The organism is Endozoicomonas numazuensis (genome assembly GCF_000722635.1).
Taxonomy (GTDB): domain Bacteria; phylum Pseudomonadota; class Gammaproteobacteria; order Pseudomonadales; family Endozoicomonadaceae; genus Endozoicomonas_A; species Endozoicomonas_A numazuensis.
Genome location: NZ_JOKH01000002.1, coordinates 766,962 through 784,346, shown reverse-complemented (window position 1 = coordinate 784,346; position 17,385 = coordinate 766,962). Strand labels below are relative to the sequence as shown.

Genomic DNA, 17,385 nt, shown 5'->3' with positions numbered 1-17,385 from the left:
CAGCAAACCTTAATAGAATGCCAGCCAAGGAAAAAAATAAGTGACGTCAGGGAGATCCTTACATGGGAGTTGTTTATCAGGCCAGTCGAGCCAATGACCCGATAGCAGGGCGATATGGCGGCAAGATAGTGGAATGTGCTCCGAATATAAGGCCGGTTTATGACAGTCTGGTTACCCTGGCTAACCAGGGGCAGCATTGGGCGCGGTTAACGATAGAAGGTATCCAGTCACTCAAATCCGGCCGAACTCACCAGAATAATATTTTTGTCAAAAAGAACCATCTCGTCCAGGGTGGTTATGAAGAGTTCACCATGATGCTGCCCGGTTGCAAGGTGACCGTGGAAAAGCGACCAGACGACACTTTTATTGTGGTGAACCTTGAACCCGATCTGAATTACTTTCAGTTGCAGCAGGGAGCTGAAAGACCTGGACTTTATGAGGCGAAGCAAACGGGGAGGAGAGGAGTTTGGACAGCAACACTGAAAGAGAATGGAAATATAAAAAATGAAAAAGACCGGTTAGTTGCTATTTCTGAAAGAAATTATAATAAAGTCGGAAAAGCGGCTAAGGAGGGCGCTGATAGTTTGGCTGCAGCCCCTTTTTCTGGTGGTACTCAGAGAGTTAACCAGAATGGCTTTGATCTTCACTACACGCCAGGCACCAAAAAAATTGGGGGCTTGATCAATTATAAAGAGGCGACTCGGCCACTGGATAATGAGTCGCTCCATGAATCGGCCTATCTGCTGGCCCAAACCATGTATGATGCCCGCAATATAAAAGGGGTGGGCTGGGTCGCAGAATACGGTGGCTCTGGTGTGCTGACACAAGCCATGAAAATGCTGACCGATCGTAACGTGACTTTGGAAAACCACACTGTTTTCCTCTACAGACCTCGAACGTCCGCCAATGAAGCCTACAAGCTGGCAGAAAAGCTAAAGCTGAATATCCCCTCTGAGTTCAGCAAACGGGGACTACTGGACTATATGGGCAACCGCGACCAGTTTGAGCTGATTGGTAACAGGTTACGTCATGGGAAAGAATATCATGCTGGTCATGCCACCAAAGATCTTTATCAATTAGGAACCAGCCTGCATGGAGGAGGGGCCATATTGGCAACAGTGGGTTCTGCTCTGGCAACCCAGGCGGGGGTTACAACGGGGCAGATATCAGTATCAGCCTTAATGGCGGCCCATCCGGCGCTGGTGGTGTTTTTAGGCGCGGTGGTAGCCGCCAAACCAGTCGCCAAGTTGGGCAATCAGCTCGTGGAGCAGACGCTGCCGGATCGCCACCGTCAAATCAAGAGGAAGCTGGGATGGTGAGTTGGCTGAAATATAACCGGCTGGAGTTCCGTAGAACCAAAGGGTTTTGTACTCCCATGGGGCCGAACTTCAAGCGTGCCAGCTATTATCGTTGCCAACTGGCTGGTAATGACTTTGTGATTGGGTTGCCCCAGAATAATCCTCAATATAAAGGCTCTTCGATTAACTATCGCCGTATTAAATACAACCATAACTATTTGCCGGATCAGTTGTTTCGTGAATATGAAAATCCGGATCAGAACTGGCGATATCAATTAATAATGAATCGTTCCTGGGCTTTCATGGGGCCATGGTTTAGTGGCGTTAAGGCAGAGGTCAATATGGGGCTTTGTGTGCTGGAGCCAGTGGGTATCAATGAGAATGCCTCTTTTTTTCACCCCCGCGCCTTTGAGGCAGGGGTAGCCAACTTTCTGAACTCATCGGCTCATGCGTACGATAAGATCCCTTTAAGCAGCAAACCTCGATGGACGGCACCTGTCAACTGGCAGGTATTGGGTCACCTGACTGTCCCTATGGTAAAGTTTGACGAGTTGCCGCCGTCGTATGAGAAAACAGCTCCAGAGCGTTGTTTTGTTTTCCCACTGGGTGATCACTGTTTAGGGTTAGTCAGTTTTGATATTGACAAATATTACAACGGTAGCGCAGAAAAAGAAGCCCATCTGATCGATGACAAGCCTATGGATGAGTTGATTGATAATATCATCAACAGTATTCAACTGACGTTGTCACCAGAAGCCCAGGCACAGTATGACCGGGTCATGGCAGAATGTCCGGATATGCGGGTGACTGAAGATTTTCCACCTCTTGACTGGTCAGATAAGCCGGAGTACATGGGAGACTGATTTGCTCAGGGAAAGAAAATCATAGACTGATGGTTTTCTCTCCTGATTCAAGGCTTCGAGACTATTTGATAATAGATTCCAAGCCCTCGTAATGCCTCCGCTGCATCTGATGATGGCGTGTTTGGCTCTGATCAACCACAGATTCCCGTGAGATATCCACAAGACGCCCTTCCTCATCAATATGGTAAGTATCTTCCATAAAAAGTTGTTTCTCGTCGGGTTGATGGAAGTAGCGCTTTTTGAGGACGCGATTCTGGTCGTCATAAATGGTCGATGTGTAATATAGGATTTTCCCCTCCAGATTGGCACTGCAGCTTTGCTGGATAGACTGGCCAGCTTCCAGAGGTGTCCAGGATGTTTTTTCTTCATCGGGCGCAAATAGCGTCAAGATGTCGGAGCCATTTGCAGCGGCAGGGCTGAGCAAGTGTCTTCTTTTATGCAGGTCTCGCCAATAAGCTTGGATCACAATTTTTCGAGCTTCCTCAGGCACACCGTAAATGTTGGCCGACTCAACCGCTTGCTGTTGCATCAACTCTTCACACTCGATTTCTTTATTGATGTTGGCCCATTGAGTCAGGTAGTGTTCCTTGAACTCCAGTTCTTCTTCCCTCAGATTCTCGCCTTCTCCGTCAAAATTCCGGTATATCGCCAGTGTTAACCAGGGTGAGGCTTGTTCAACCAGCGACGGGTCATCTAGAACCGGGAAAATATATCCGGTGTCAGTAATGTGGCTTAGAAGTGTCTTCTCTCCGATGGGAGTGTATTCCCGATAAAGTGTGCTGAAGTCAAGAGCTTCATCCTGATCTATAAAAGGGAATGAGTATTCAATACAGAGCAGTTCCTTGTCAGTATTAAAATGTTTCGTCCTGGAGGGGCTGGTAACAGGTTGGGTCCAGTATTCTTCAATGGCGTAACCGGATATTTCCCGGATGATCAGGTAATAGCCTCCGTCGCCTTTCTCGTGAATGTCAAATCTGAACAGGACAACAGGAAGTGACAGGGTGGTGTCTGTAGTCCAGTTTTCCTGAGTGAATGCTCCGCTGAGACTTTCCTTTGTAGCGATCGCCTTGACTGAAAGATCAGGGTTGAGCTTATGGCCATAGGCTAAAGACAGGTGGTCACAGACAAGCTGCGTATAAAGAAGCGGGTCGGGTATTTCCTGTTGGTTACCCACGACAATTTCACTGATCAGGTCGTCTTCAGAAAAAAACAGAGTGAAAAGGACGACTTCCTGAAAGCTGAATTGGGCTAAATAGCTGCTTCCTTCAGGAATGCCCTCAGGGCTGACTTCAGTGCCATTAATCTGGTAGCTTATATGATCTATTTTCAGGGTAGGGAATGCCAGAGCGGTCATGAGCGAACTTCCTGATACTGATTTATTATTATGAGCCTGAGTTCATTGGGTTCAAGTTTACCAGATAATCATTGTTATGGTGCATTAGTACAGCTAAGGAATTGTCCCGGAATAACTTCCGTATTTTCGTCATTCCCACGTAGTTAGGAGTCCGCCACGAACAGTGGATCCCCGCCTTCGCGGGGATGACGAGACAGAGCTGAATAATCGGGAAGTTATTTCGGGACTATTCCTAAGAGCTAAACCCCATACCGTTGGCACTGAACCTGTCAAAATGTATGACCAGCATCCTTCTAAAAGCCTCAGGGTGAATGAAGTTCGTATAGGCGTTAACGCTTAGCTGAGCTGGAAATCTGTCGGAATCTATCCGGTCGATTGTGGTACTTACTCTTGCAACTATGGTCACACTTCTCTAGAATTCTCCGCTCTTTGTATGCTGGGCGTGGTGTGCAGGCATCTTTTGGGTGGCTGTATTTTCCTGTCCATCTCCTTGCCTTACTGCTCTCTGAATGGAACGCAAGTTTCGTCCAAAGCGTGGGAGGCTGTTTAACCCGTAAGGAGCAAATAATGCGTCATTACGAGATTGTTTTTCTGGTACACCCTGACCAGAGCGAGCAAGTACCAGGCATGATAGAGCGCTACACACGTGCTATCAGCGACCACGGTGGTCAGGTACACCGTCTTGAAGATTGGGGCCGTCGTCAGCTGGCTTACCCAATCAACAAGATCCACAAAGCTCACTATGTTCTGATGAACATCGAGTGCAGCAACGAGATCCTGGACGAACTGACAGATAACTTCCGTTATAACGACGCAGTTATCCGTAACATGGTGATCCGTCGTGATGAGGCCGTTTCCGAGCCATCCATCATGATGCAGGCTGAAGAGAAGCGTGAGCGCCGTGATGATCGTCGTGACGATCGTCGTGAAGAGCGTCGCGAAGAAACTGCTGCTGAAGCTCCAGAAGCTGCTGCAGAAGAAGTCGCTGAAGAAGCTGCTGAGTAAGTCGTCCTTGATACTGTACCCGCTCAGGGCTGACAGAATTAAGAACATCACCATTTGTTGAATTCAAGGAGACGTTGCAATGGCACGTTTTTTCCGCCGCAGAAAGTTCTGCCGTTTCACCGCTGAAGGCGTGAAAGAGATCGATTACAAAGATCTGAACACCCTGAAGGCTTATGTTTCTGAAACTGGCAAGATCGTACCAAGTCGCATCACCGGTACCAAAGCCCGTTATCAGCGTCAGCTGGCGACAGCTATCAAGCGTGCGCGTTACATCGCACTGCTGCCATACACTGATCGTCACTGATCAGTCGGCAAACTTTGGAACTGAAGGTATTGCTTGATGCGTAAACTGGCGGAACTGGCAATGAAAAGCCCGAAACATTCGTTGTTTCTGGCGGTCATATTTGCTTGTATTCCCATGCTTTTCTGGCTGAGTGCGGCCATTGTATCCCTGGTGATACTTCGTCGCGGCATTGACCACGGGCTGAAAGTCCTGATGTGGGCTCTGTTACCGGGAATAGTCTGGGCCGCCTTTGGTCAGTACAGCGTATTGATCGGGCTGGCAACCACTTCGTTGCTGGCTTGTATCCTGCGCCAGACTGTCTCATGGCCTAAAACCCTGCTGGCTGTAGTGCCACTGGGAGGCCTCGTGGCTTTTGCCATGTACCAGATATCGCCACAGATGATCAGTACCATGACTGACTCTGTGATGGAGTTTCTGAAAAAGAGCCTCCAGAACAGTAGCAGTGAAGGGATGCTGCAGCTGGGTGAACATCTGAGACAGATTCTGGAATACGGCGTTGCGGGTGCTTTAGCCTGGGTGCACATATTGTTTTGTGTCCTGGCTCTGGTGTTGGCGCGCTCCTGGCAGTCAGGTCTTTATAACCCCGGCGGATTCGGCGAAGAATTCCGTCAGGTGCGTTTACCTGCTGCCGCAGGGATATTGCTTCTGGCCATAACTTTGATGGGATCGGCACTGTCACCTATGATGACAGCATTGGTTCCCATCGCATCACTGCCATTGTTTATCGCAGGTTTGTCACTGGTCCACGGACTGGTGAAACTGCGACAATTGGGCAGCTTCTGGTTGATTGGTATCTATATGCTGCTGATCACCCTTACGCAACTGGCATACCCGGTTATTGTTTTGACTGCTTGTCTTGACAGTTTGTTTGATTTTCGCAACCGCGTGAATCAGCAGGCTCAGGGCTGACAGGCACTAGGTATAAGGTAAGAGGCTAGCGATGGACGTTATCCTGCTTGAGAAAATTGCCAATCTTGGCAACCTGGGCGACAAGGTTACCGTTAAAGCCGGTTACGGTCGTAACTTTCTGATTCCTTTCAGCAAGGCTGTGCCTGCTTCTAAGGATAATGTTGAAGCTTTTGAAGCTCGCCGTGCTGAGCTGGAAAAGGCTGCAAACGAAAAGCTGGCTGCTGCTGAGAAGCGTGCAGCTGAAATGGCTGAAATCGAACTGACCCTGACCGCTAAAGCGGGCGACGAAGGTAAGCTGTTCGGTTCTATCGGCCCGCGTGATCTGGCTGATGCCATCACTGGCGCTGGCGTAGAAGTAGCCAAGAGCGAAATCCGTATGGCTGATGGCCCTATTCGTGCGACTGGCGAATACGACATCGGCATCCAGCTGCACACTGACGTTGCAGCTACTATCAAGGTATTCGTTGAAGCTGAGTAAGTTCAGCTTTAGCTACGCTTGATACAAAATACCCGTGGGCTTTGGCCCACGGGTATTTTTTTGTCTTTTTTCTGCATATCCCGTAAATCCAACTATAAATATTGGCTGAGAATTCTTACTGGGATGTAGATGAATGAATAAGAAAAAAAGTATCTGCTGTGGGCTGAGTCTTTTGCTATTGTCGGCAATCCTCCACGCCCAGCCTTTCTATTGCCGGCAGTGTAATCAATTTTTAGCCGGGAATAACTGCAGGCTTCATCAGGGGGGCAGTATTCAGTTTCTTCCGGAGTTGAGTTTGTTTCTGGCTTATCAGCCTCCATCAGGTTCTGATGAACCACCTATTCTGGATCTTTCTCAGGGCAACATCAGTTTTCAGGACATGCAACAGGCTGTGCATCAGTCTGGTTTTGAAGGATGGGAGCCTTCAGTTCAAGTTGTTTCTGCGCCTGCTCAGGGGGTGGATCAAATCAGTGTTAAAGACACTCGGCTGAAAAACCATCTTTTAAGAAGCCGGAAAGCAACGCTGAGAGAGATTAGAAAACAACTGAAGCAAATTCTTCCTAAAGATGATTTTACAGGGCATAACAGGCGGGAGTTTTTGGCGGTTTCTCTCAACCAGAATCAGTGGGTGTATATTCATCTTGGCTTCGAGCAGGATGCTATGTTGCTCTGGCTGGATGGCCATGATTTGGCACACAGCTTTGATAATTATGGAGAGGTTTATTTTCTACTGGTGGAGTTGCTGCATTCTATGGGGCTGAATGCTGTTTTTCACTTTTCAATAGAAGCTACTGAAGGGGAAGTTTCGGAGGTCTCTTCTAATTCGGGAGTGGGTGACTCAGAGAATGGCTCTGTAGGTACTGTGAGTCATGCTGACTTATCAGAAGATGAGTCAGATTTATCGGATCTAAGTGACTTGGAGAGTGATGTGCTGGAATCGGATGATTGAGGAAAAGTCGCTTACAATTCCCGGAAAATTTTAATTAAGACTGTCACATTAAATACATCTTGCTGTAATGCTTATGTCGTTTAATTGCACCCGCTTAGACAAGAATTAAAGCTGGCTCGCAGTATAGGTGTAACATGAGCAAACATACTTTTGATCCTACGGTGTATAACTCCAGTGACAATAAGCCTATTTCGGCTGTACTGGAAAAAGAACTTTCCCGTCGGGGTGTTTTGAAGCGCGGGGGTGCGCTGGCTGCATTTACCGCACTGGCTAGTCTGGGGTTGACCGGTTGCAATGACGACAACTCTAATGATGCTGTGACCCCTCCTCCTTCCTCTGGTCTCTCTCTCGGTTTTGACTCTATTTCCGGTTCCAAGACCGATGCTGTGTCTGTACCTGCTGGTTATACCGCCCAGGTTCTGGCGCCATGGGGAACCCCCTTGAATGATCAAGCTGATGAGTGGAAAGACGATGGCAGCAACACGTCTGAAGATCAGCTGAACTCAACGGGCATGATGCATGATGGTATGCACTTCTTTCCGCTGGAGGGTAGCAGCGCAGAAGGCCTGCTCTGCATGAATCATGAGTTTATTGATCAGAACAGACTGCATCCAGCGGGAGCTACTGATACCAATGGTAGGCGTCCTGCTGAAGAAGTTCGCAAAGAAATCAACGCCCATGGTGTTTCAGTGGTTCATATTCAACTGGTTGATGGTGTTTGGGACGTCGTTAAGAACAGTAAATACAACAAGCGTTATACCGCAGCTACTGAAATGGATCTGACAGGACCTGTTGCAAGCAGCGACTGGCTGATCACTAAATACACTGATGAGAAAAATAATAAAGCACTGGCTCGTGGCACCAATAACAACTGTGGTAATGGCCACACCCCTTGGGGCACTTATCTGACATGTGAAGAGAACTGGCCTGGTTATTTTACTCGTACTGACGACAAGAGTCGCTGGACAGAAGAGCAGCTTCGCCTTGGTATCAGTGCAAACGGTACACGTTATGACTGGGATACCGTTTCTGCAGTGTCTGAAAATGAAACCGGTGAGTTTGTCCGGTTTGATGTAACCCCCCGTGCTGGAGATGCTACTCAGGACTTCCGTAACGAAGCCAATGGTCACGGTTATATCGTAGAGATTGATCCTTACAACCCTCAGGCGAGGGCAGTTAAGCGAACGGCACTTGGGCGTTTTCGTCACGAAGACTGTTCATTTGGCAAGCTGGTTGAAGGTCAGCCTGTTGTTTTTTACTCAGGTCATGACAGTCAGTTTGAGTACCTCTACAAGTTTGTTTCCAAAGCGCTGTGGAGTGCTGCGGACGCCAACCCTGAAGACCGTATAGCTACCGGCGCCAAGTACATGGATAAAGGTACTTTGTATGTCGCTCGTTTTAATGAAGAGGGTGCAGGTATCTGGTTGCCTCTGGTACCGGATGCTACGACCAAAGATGGAGCAAGGCTTGGTGATGTGCCTGGTTTCACAACTCAGGCAGATATCATTCTCAATACCCCCGGTGCAGCTGATCTGATGGGGGCCACGCCTATGGACCGCCCTGAATGGACGGCTGTTGATCCTAAAACGGGTTCTGTCTATGTCACGCTGACCAACAACAGCAGTCGTGATAATCAGGATAATAATTCAGAGACTGACACCAACGTAGCTAATCCACGTGAAGGGAATAAGTATGGACATATTATTCGGTGGAATGAGGGGGCTGACCCCAGTCAGTTTACCTGGGAGTTTTTCCTGTTTGGCTCTTTCGCATCTGCGAACACGTTAGTGAACCTGTCTGGCCTGAATGAAACCAATGAATTCGGCAGTCCAGATGGGCTGACGTTCGATGATCGTGGCTTGTTGTGGATTCAGACAGATGGAGGTGTCAATGAGAATACTAATGACCAGATGCTGGCTATCATACCATCTGAGTTGAACAGTACCGAGAATATGCTGGCTGTTAATTCCAGTAATCAGGATCAGCTTAAGCGGTTCTTTGTAGGTCCAAACGACTGTGAAGTGACCGGTTTGGCGTTCACGCCCGATAACCAGAATTTCTTCCTGAATGTGCAGCATCCGGGTAATTGGCCAGCAGCGGGTGCTATCGATGCTACCGATAGCAGCGGTGCCAACAGGGCTCGTTCTTCCACTGTTGTGATTATGAAAGACGGTGGTGGTGAAGTCGGTCTCTAAGATCAACTAAGGCTGTCCAGGAGCCTGACCGGGAATAGACAACCCAGCCTAAAAATCCAGAAAGAACGGCCATCTTTTCCACTGAATTTGCTTAAATAGGTCAACTATTCGCACAAATCCAGTTAAAAAGCTGACTCGTTCTACTGAATTTTATGCTCGGACGCTATTCTCGGTCAGCCTCCTGAAATGGGTTCATCATTGGGTGAACCCATTTTTTGTTTGATCAGGATTATTTTTTCAAGGAAGGGATCAGTCGTGCGAAAAGAATTCCAATCTCAAACAACACCCACATGGGGCCTGCCAGCAGGCTCTGGGAAATGACATCGGGAGGTGTCAGAAGCATGCCGACGACAAAACAGCCCACTACGATGTAAGGACGTTTTTGGGAAAGGGATTTAACGGTGCTGACGCCGGACCAGATCAGTAATACCGTAGCGACAGGGATTTCGAAGGCCAGCCCAAAGGCAAAAAACAGTTTCAGGATAAAGTTCAGGTAGCTGCTGATGTCGGTCATCATGGTGACACTTTCAGGCCCGGTGGTGGTGAAAAAGCCAAAGATCAGCGGGAACACCACAAAATAGGCAAAGGCGACACCGGCATAAAAGAGTATGACGCTGGCAATGAGCAGCGGGATGGCCAGGTGCTTTTCATTCCTGTACAAACCCGGAGCAATGAAGCCCCAGACCTGATGGAGAATAAAGGGAATAGCCAGGAACAGGGAGAGCACCAGGCTCAGCTTAAAAGGGGCAAAGAAAGGGGAGGCTACGTCTGTTGCTATCATGCTGGTACCTTCAGGCATCAACAGGCGCAAAGGCTCAGAAACCAGCTCATAAATATCACTGGAAAAATAGAAAAGCCCGGCAAAGAACAGCAGAGTGACGATCATGCTTTTCAGTAGTCGTGTTCGTAATTCAATTAGATGTTGAATCAGAGGCTGTTCGGATTGAACAGCAGGGGGTTCAGTCGTCATAAGTATCTCGAAAATGCATCAAAAAAAGGCAGCGTCAGGCTGCCTTTTTGTTGATATCGGATGATGGTTTGGAAGGACTGTCCGTTAATGTGGAGGCTTCCTGCTTCAGGGATTGAAGCGGTTGATTCAACTCTTCTAACGGCAGATTCTGTTTGATTTCGTCTACCTTCAGCTCTTTATGCACGGTTTCTTTGATATGGCTGGCACTGTGACGAAGGTAGTTGACCCATTGCAGGGTGGTTTTTATTGCGTGAGGTAAACGCTCTGGCCCCAGAACGACCAGTGCAAGTACTGAGATAAACAGGATTTCAGCAAAGCCTATATCAAACACTCTGAATACCCTCAGGCTTTGTTATGACTCAGTTCCCTGTTTTTTTCGCTGTCCTGGCTTTGGGTTGCAACATTATCAACAGAGTTGGAGTCGTCGTTGATGCTGTTTTTGAAGCCCTTGATGGCTCCCCCCAGGTCACTGCCAAGACCCTTTAGTCGTTTGGTGCCAAACAGCATAACAACGATTAACAGCACAATTAACAGTTGCCAGATACTGATACCGCCAAGGCCCATAGTTATGACTCCATTTACATTGACTGTGGAAAACCTTTCAGCTGTTTGTGGTCAGCCGAATGAGGTCATATTAATCGTGTTATATGGATAAAATATGACAGTTGTCTTACAACTGGAAGTCAGTACTGTCAGATGCCTGAATAGATTTTCTTCCTTGGCAAAGAGTAAGGTCTTAAATAAGTACAGTCGTTCTTCTTAAGCCTTTTTCCTGCTAAGGGATAATTCCCTGTTCAGCCTATGCCCGACTTGCGTTATTCTGTAAGTTCCGACTTTGGTATTCATGACATCATGCTGGAAGCACTGCCCCGAGAAAGTGAATTGCCCATTGATGAGGCAACCGTAAGCCTTAAAACTCCCCCTCATTCTATTGAGGCGGAGCAATCTGTGCTGGGTGGGTTGTTGTTGGATAATGAGGCCTGGGACAAGGTGGCTGACAAAGTCACTGCAGAAGATTTTTATCACCCCCGCCACAAGATCATTTTTGGCTCGATGGCTAAATCGGCGAATGAAAGTATCCCCTTTGACCCTCTGACAATGGCCGCCACCCTGGAAAATCAGGATGAGCTGGAGCAGGCGGGTGGAATGGTTTACATCACAGAGTTGGTGGCCAATGTTGCCGGTATTGCCAATATTGAAGCCTATGCTCAAATTATTCAGGAACGCTCCGTTCTCAGAAAGGTGATTAACGCCAGTCAGCAGATGGCTGAAACGGCTTACAATCCGGAAGGTCGAGACAGTCAGACTGTGCTCGACGAAGCTGAACGGTTGGTTTTCAATATTGCCGAAGAGCGGCCAAAAACCGGTGGCCCAGTGGGTGTCAGAGAAATCCTGGACAACACCGTACAGAAAATCGATGAGCTCTTTAATGCCGGCGATTCCATCACCGGTATTACCACGGGTTTTAATGATCTGGATGAAATGACATCGGGCATGCAGTCGTCCGATATGATCATTGTCGCGGCTCGTCCTTCCATGGGCAAATGTATTGTTGCAGGCAGCAGGGTTCTTGATCCAGAATCCGGTGCTCTGGTCAAAATAGATGATTTGGTGCTTAGAGAATCTGGCGCCCTGCTATCACTGGGCAATGACTTCAAGTTGTTGCCTGCTACACCTTCGGCTTTTGTGGATGATGGGCTAAAACCTGTCTTCAAGGTCACAACCGCACTGGGTCGAACTATAGAAACAACGCTGACTCACCCTTTTCTGTCGGAGCAAGGATGGCTGCCCCTTGGTAACCTTAAGGTTGGCGATAGCGTAGCCGTTCCAAGAATTCTGCCTGTCTTTGGTAGAGCAAAGCTTTCTGAACACGAAGTTAAAGCTCTGGCCTATTTTCTGGGTGATGGTGGTACTACACAGCCTTCAATGCACTTCACAAACAGTAATGAAGAGTTATTAAGAGACTTTACTGAGGCTATGAGCCATTTTGGCAATGTGAAGTGTTCACGAATAGAATCTGAAGGCCGGACAACGTCTATAAGAGTGTCTTCGGACAGTAGTAAGCTAGAAGTTACAAGAAACAAGTTTGCCAAAGAGCTGAACCTTCTCCTTGATCAGCTGAATATGACTGGAGAAAGGTTGGCAGAAAAGCTGGGCGCGGCCAAATCAACAGTGAGCTATTGGCGTAACGGTAAAGCCGTGCCAGGTGTAGAGTTTGTATCTCCCTTATGTGTGGCGCTAGAAGTTACTGAAGAGCAGCTTTTCTCTGAAAGTTATAAGCAGGCTGTATGGAATGGTATGAGTACAGTTGCTCTCTGGCTTGAGCAGCATGGGCTGCATAATAAACTGGCTTATGAAAAAGAAATTCCAGAAATTATTTATGAGTTAGAAAAAGACCAAATTGCCTTATTCCTGAGTCATCTTTTTGCTTGTGATGGCAGTGCGTTTGTTCAGGCGAATGGACAGTGTCGCATCTCCTATTCATCTTCGAGCCATAAACTGATTCGGGCGGTTCAGCACCTGCTGATTCGTTTTGGAATAAATGCAAAAGTCCGGGAAAAAATGACCCGCTATGAAAAGGCTCAGGTGCCTTACGAACTGGAAATTCTCAACCAGTCATCCATAAAGAGATTCATAGATGAGATTGGTATTTTTGCCAAAGAAGAGCGTATTGATTCTGTTCGGCAGGTATTGGTAAATAAACAACCTCATGATAATAGTGACACTTTACCTGAGAGCTTGTGTGACTACATTTTGAAGCTGAAAGGTGAAAGAAGTTGGCGCGAGATCTTTGACCAGGCAGGTAAAGAGTACCCGGAGAATTATAACCCCCACTTGAGTGGAGCGAGCCGAAGAGGGCTTAGTCGTCAGAGAGTAGCTTTCTTTGCAGAGCTTTTTGCAGACTCTTACTTGTGGGATTTATCAAATTCAGATGTTTACTGGGATAAAATTACTGCCATTGAGCCTCAAGGCGACAAACAGGTTTATGATTTAACGGTAGAAGGTACACATAACTTTGTTGCAGAAGACTTTTGTGTTCATAACACTACTTTCGCGATGAATCTGGTTGAAAACGCACTGCTGAATACCGAGAAAGTGGTGATGGTGTTCAGTCTTGAGATGCCAGGTGAACAGTTGATGATGCGTATGTTGTCATCCCTGGGTCGTATCAATCAGTCCAAGGTGCGTTCTGGTAAGCTGGAAGAGGAAGACTGGCCCAAGCTGGTATCCGCTGTAGAGCGAATTAAAGACAAGAAACTGTTTATTGATGATACCGCAGGTATCAGCCCTTCAGAAATGCGCTCACGTATTCGTCGAATTGTGCGTGAACATGGTGATATGGCCATGATCATGATCGACTATCTCCAGCTGATGCAGATTCCCGGATTCAGTGAAGGTCGAACCAACGAGATCTCGGAAATTTCCCGATCTCTGAAAGCCATTGCCAAGGAATTCAATGTACCGGTTATTGCACTCTCCCAGCTGAACCGGGCTCTGGAACAAAGACCCAATAAACGCCCCGTGAACTCAGACCTTCGTGAATCCGGAGCGATTGAGCAGGATGCGGACGTCATTATGTTTATCTACCGGGATGAGGTCTATAACCCTGATACCGAGTATAAGGGGATTGGTGAGATCATTATTGGTAAGCAGCGTAACGGTCCCATTGGTTCTGTCAGGCTGGCCTTTATTGGTCAGTACACCCGGTTTGAGAATCTTGCCCCGGATGCCTATGTTAACTTTGATGATGAGTGATCGATTGGCGATTGAAATAGCTTTTTGTAAGACAAGGTCTGGTGTCAGATGTTTCTGTTCTTGTCTGCTATGCTCATGACTCAAACAACGAACAATAAAGGTTTGCAGTATGACTCTTGAGGCCAGAGTAGCAGCGCTGGAAGAAAACCGAGAGCACTGGGATAAGGTGCTCACTGGTATAGAGGGTACTGTTGCGTTGATTCTGAAGGAACAGATGGAGCAGAAAAAAGAAGTTGGTTTGCTGAAAAAAGAGATGGGGTTCATGCAGAAAGAGAACAACAGTCGGTTCGATAAAATTGAAGAATTACTGATTCAGATTGTGAATAATCTCGCCTTAAAGTAACCATTACCTTCATTATTTTCCAACCACTGGCTGTGTCCGCCAGTGGTGAATTATAGATCTTTAGAGGTTTCCGTAAACCGAAAGCGGTGGCTCATCCAGGTTGGCCAATTGCTCCCTTAATTCCAGAATATGTTCTGACCAATACCGTTCGGTGTTGAACCAGGTAAACGCCATTGGGAAGGCAGGGTCAGTCCAACGTTTTGCCAGCCAGCCGGAATAATTCATGAGTCTGAGGGTTCGATAGTATTCTACCAGGTTGAGTTCTATCGGATTAAACTCGTGAAATTCTTCGTACCCTTCCAGTAGTTCTGCCAGCTGGATTGTCTGGCTGGCTCTGTCACCATTTAGAAACATCCACAGATCTTGAATGGCCGGAGCCATACAGGTGTCATCAAAGTCGACAAAGTGAGGATTGTCGTCGCGCCAGAGAATGTTGCCTACATGGGCATCACCATGAACCCGGATCAGCTCTGGATTGTAACTGGCTTCGATTTTGGACAGACGGTCCAGAACATCCCGGGTCAGGGTTTCGTATGCTTCTATGAGTGCGGATGGAATAAAGTCATTTTCCAGTAGCCAGACTGCATTATCAGTACCGTACCTCTGCAGGCTGATTTCTGGACGGTGTTGGAAGGGCTCGGCTGAGCCCAGTTTGTGAAGCCTTCCCATGCACCGTCCCAGTATCAGCAGGTGGTCCAGGTTGTCGAGTTCCGGAGGGTAACCCCCCATTCGTTTGAACAGAGCGAATTGAAACCCTTCAAATTCATGGAGTGTTTCCTGATGTTCATTTTGCATAGGCGCGACTATTGGAAACTCCATCTCCTGTAATTCCAGTGAGAACGAGTGCTCTTCCAGGATCTGATCCTTGCTCCAGCGTTCGGGGCGATAGAATTTCGCAATGATGGGCGTGTCATCTTCAATACCGACCTGATAAACACGGTTTTCGTAACTGTTCAGAGCCAGATTTCTGGCATCACACAGATACCCCTGGCTTTCCACTGCGTCCATCACCCGGTCAGGAGTCAGTCGCTCATAGGGGTGCTGGATTTCTGAACTCATAGAAGGCTCCCAATAGGCCAATAATCTTTAGCTGCTGCAGTTTACTACGAAACTGGAGCAAGGGTGTGCACTCAATTCATAAGGGTATTCAGCGGCGTTAGTTTTACTGACCTTTCTGTCAGTTGTTCTGAAAACTATTCCGACCCCTATTGGGTCTAAAGCAGATATCAATCTCAGGAAGGACGAAATAATGGATGTACAAAGCGCCTCTTACCCCGGAAATATTTCACAGTCTGTTCAAGGCCGCTCTCAGAATGCCTGTGAGGCGATATCAAAGGCCGTTTATTACGTGTTGGGTAAGGCCAGACTGATCAATGTAAATGAGAAGTTGCTGGACTCGCAGGAGGCGCACAAGGATGAAGATTATTTGGTGACCTGTGAGATTTGGGGGTCACCTATGGGGCAAAATATCTATATGAGAAAGTGTGCTATTGGCGATGATAATAAGAGGTTTTTAAAAGATGAAAAATACATTCTCAGACAAGCTCAGGGGCCGAATATCATTTCTCTGATAGAAACGGATGATGATTCACTGTTGATGCCTTACGCTGGAAAGACTCTTCATGACCTCTTGACGGAACCCGGTGCAGGATTACCATACGGTGAATTCAAGCCTTATGCTTTACAGTTAATGAACGGCATTGTTCACTTACATGACTCACGAATCTGGCATTTGGATTTGAAACCGGGCAATGTCTTGATTGATGATGAACACCATCTCACCATTATTGATTTTGGTCTGTCCCAATATGTTGGTCCAGCAGAGCAAAAAGAAGTCTGTACAGAGGGTTACAAGCCCCCTGAGATGTTTTATATGGGAGGGAAGGAAATCTCCAAGAAAACCGATGTTTTTTCAGCTGGGGTTATTTTGTTTGAGATGTTGACCAATGATAAGCTGTTTCCTGAAGGGTTTGATGAGAGCAGAATGAGAAAACAGCACATTTATTATGAGTATCTGAATACCCGGTTGAAAGAAGTAGAAGCTATTGATAAACAATATGCCCCATTATTGAAATCGATGTTGGCCTGGCATCCAAAACATCGGCCAACAGCGCAATATGCTCTTAGCGTTCTCAAATAGGTTGCATCCTGAGTTCTGACTTAGACCGGTGTTCTGGCCAGACACCAGATATCCACGCGTTTTACACCTTGCTGTTTCAGCAGTCGGGTAATCTCAGATACTGTTTCCCCAGTCGTCACTACATCATCCAGAATGGCAAGATATTGATAGTCTGGCGTTCCCGTCAGAGAAAAAGCATTCTTGATATTTCTCTTGCGTTGTGAGGCCTGCAGGCCCTGTTGTGGGTCTGTATGCTTTTGACGCTTGATCAGGTGGGTTTCCAGTTTCATTTGCTGGTAGGGGTGAAGGTTTTTGACCAACTGCCTGGCCAGGACTAATGCTTGGTCGAAGCCTCTGCTTCGCAGTCGTTTGTTGTGAAGTGGGACGGGCAATATGGCCTGGGGCCAAACTTTTCCGTCGTAATGGTGAAGCAAGGTGCGACTCAGTTGTTCTGCCAGGGGAGGAAGGTAGATCAGTTGCTGGTGGTATTTAATCTTTTTGAGCAGGTGGTCAACAGGAAATTCGTAATTGAAAGCAGAGTGGCAAATGTCGAAGGCCGGCTTTTTCTGAACACAGCGGGCACAGAGATCGGAAGAGTTGGCCAGAACAGGAATACCGCAAAGCAGGCAGTGCTTATCTGCTATAGGTAATGCCTGTATGCAAAGGTTACAGACAGGCTTGTTCATCGGTGTATCTGCCCTGCAAAGCAAGCAACTTATACTAATAAGCTGATTAATATTTAATCGCTTGTAAACGCTGTTACGTTTTAACAATTGACGCATAATTTCATTTTACTATCATCAGTCATGTTTTTAATCTTGATTTCTAATATTTGGCCTGAG

General features: G+C 47.2%; 17 protein-coding genes. 11 read left to right on the top strand and 6 right to left on the bottom strand.

Annotated elements, in window-relative coordinates:
• The first annotated feature begins 62 nt into the window (after positions 1-62).
• Together GZ78_RS10820 and GZ78_RS10815 are read left to right on the top strand one after the other, a co-directional pair.
• Positions 63-1,319 (top strand): hypothetical protein, encoded by a 1,257-nt coding sequence (locus GZ78_RS10820; protein ID WP_034835344.1) that lies wholly within the window; start codon positions 63-65, stop codon positions 1,317-1,319.
• Positions 1,313-2,161, top strand: a complete 849-nt coding sequence (locus tag GZ78_RS10815) for a hypothetical protein (RefSeq protein ID WP_034835342.1) — start codon at positions 1,313-1,315, stop codon at positions 2,159-2,161. The genes GZ78_RS10820 and GZ78_RS10815 overlap by 7 nt, the downstream gene beginning before the upstream one ends.
• A 61-nt stretch (positions 2,162-2,222) precedes the next feature.
• On the opposite strand, the gene GZ78_RS10810 is transcribed toward GZ78_RS10815, so the two are convergent.
• On the bottom strand, positions 2,223-3,515 hold the full coding sequence (locus tag GZ78_RS10810; RefSeq protein WP_034835340.1) for a hypothetical protein: 1,293 nt from the start codon (positions 3,513-3,515) through the stop codon (positions 2,223-2,225).
• A gap of 567 nt (positions 3,516-4,082) precedes the next feature.
• On the opposite strand from GZ78_RS10810, the gene rpsF reads away from it, so the two are divergent.
• From rpsF to GZ78_RS10780, 6 genes are all read left to right on the top strand, one after another.
• Positions 4,083-4,520, top strand: a complete 438-nt coding sequence (gene rpsF / locus GZ78_RS10805) for a 30S ribosomal protein S6 (RefSeq protein WP_034835337.1) — start codon at positions 4,083-4,085, stop codon at positions 4,518-4,520.
• A gap of 79 nt (positions 4,521-4,599) precedes the next feature.
• Positions 4,600-4,824 carry a 30S ribosomal protein S18 gene (gene rpsR / locus GZ78_RS10800; RefSeq protein ID WP_034835335.1) on the top strand — a complete coding sequence of 75 codons (225 nt, stop codon included), beginning with the start codon at positions 4,600-4,602 and terminating at the stop codon, positions 4,822-4,824.
• A 36-nt stretch (positions 4,825-4,860) separates the two neighbouring features.
• On the top strand, positions 4,861-5,733 hold the full coding sequence (locus tag GZ78_RS10795; protein ID WP_034835334.1) for a YybS family protein: 873 nt from the start codon (positions 4,861-4,863) through the stop codon (positions 5,731-5,733).
• A gap of 31 nt (positions 5,734-5,764) precedes the next feature.
• Positions 5,765-6,211 carry a 50S ribosomal protein L9 gene (gene rplI, locus GZ78_RS10790; protein ID WP_034835332.1) on the top strand — a complete coding sequence of 149 codons (447 nt, stop codon included), beginning with the start codon at positions 5,765-5,767 and terminating at the stop codon, positions 6,209-6,211.
• A gap of 133 nt (positions 6,212-6,344) precedes the next feature.
• A complete protein-coding gene (locus GZ78_RS10785; RefSeq protein WP_034835330.1) occupies positions 6,345-7,160 on the top strand; it encodes a hypothetical protein in 816 nt (271 codons plus the stop codon).
• Between the two features lie 134 nt (positions 7,161-7,294).
• Complete coding sequence (locus tag GZ78_RS10780; protein WP_034835328.1) at positions 7,295-9,355, top strand: PhoX family protein; 2,061 nt, start codon at positions 7,295-7,297, stop codon at positions 9,353-9,355.
• 229 nt (positions 9,356-9,584) lie between these two features.
• On the opposite strand, the gene tatC is transcribed toward GZ78_RS10780, so the two are convergent.
• From tatC to tatA, 3 genes are read right to left on the bottom strand one after another with little or no spacing between them, the layout of a single operon-like run.
• Positions 9,585-10,325: a twin-arginine translocase subunit TatC gene (tatC, locus tag GZ78_RS10775; RefSeq protein ID WP_034835325.1), complete on the bottom strand. Its 741-nt coding sequence runs from the start codon at positions 10,323-10,325 to the stop codon at positions 9,585-9,587.
• A 34-nt stretch (positions 10,326-10,359) separates the two neighbouring features.
• On the bottom strand, positions 10,360-10,656 hold the full coding sequence (gene tatB, locus GZ78_RS10770) for a Sec-independent protein translocase protein TatB (RefSeq protein ID WP_051786054.1): 297 nt from the start codon (positions 10,654-10,656) through the stop codon (positions 10,360-10,362).
• Positions 10,657-10,667: 11 nt separating this feature from the next.
• Positions 10,668-10,889 (bottom strand): twin-arginine translocase TatA/TatE family subunit, encoded by a 222-nt coding sequence (gene tatA, locus GZ78_RS10765; protein WP_034835323.1) that lies wholly within the window; start codon positions 10,887-10,889, stop codon positions 10,668-10,670.
• Positions 10,890-11,126: 237 nt separating this feature from the next.
• On the opposite strand from tatA, the gene dnaB reads away from it, so the two are divergent.
• Together dnaB and GZ78_RS10755 are read left to right on the top strand one after the other, a co-directional pair.
• Positions 11,127-14,081, top strand: a complete 2,955-nt coding sequence (gene dnaB / locus GZ78_RS10760) for a replicative DNA helicase (protein ID WP_051786053.1) — start codon at positions 11,127-11,129, stop codon at positions 14,079-14,081.
• A 109-nt stretch (positions 14,082-14,190) separates the two neighbouring features.
• Complete coding sequence (locus GZ78_RS10755; RefSeq protein ID WP_034835321.1) at positions 14,191-14,424, top strand: hypothetical protein; 234 nt, start codon at positions 14,191-14,193, stop codon at positions 14,422-14,424.
• 60 nt (positions 14,425-14,484) lie between these two features.
• Here the strand turns inward: GZ78_RS10755 and GZ78_RS10750 are convergent, their stop codons facing one another.
• Positions 14,485-15,483, bottom strand: a complete 999-nt coding sequence (locus tag GZ78_RS10750) for a serine/threonine protein kinase (RefSeq protein ID WP_034835320.1) — start codon at positions 15,481-15,483, stop codon at positions 14,485-14,487.
• A 190-nt stretch (positions 15,484-15,673) separates the two neighbouring features.
• On the opposite strand from GZ78_RS10750, the gene GZ78_RS10745 reads away from it, so the two are divergent.
• Positions 15,674-16,564 (top strand): protein kinase domain-containing protein, encoded by an 891-nt coding sequence (locus GZ78_RS10745; protein ID WP_034835319.1) that lies wholly within the window; start codon positions 15,674-15,676, stop codon positions 16,562-16,564.
• A 20-nt stretch (positions 16,565-16,584) separates the two neighbouring features.
• On the opposite strand, the gene GZ78_RS10740 is transcribed toward GZ78_RS10745, so the two are convergent.
• The gene (locus tag GZ78_RS10740) at positions 16,585-17,325 is read right to left on the bottom strand and encodes a ComF family protein (protein ID WP_034835317.1); all 741 of its coding nucleotides are present in this window, start codon (positions 17,323-17,325) and stop codon (positions 16,585-16,587) included.
• Positions 17,326-17,385: the final 60 nt, after the last annotated feature.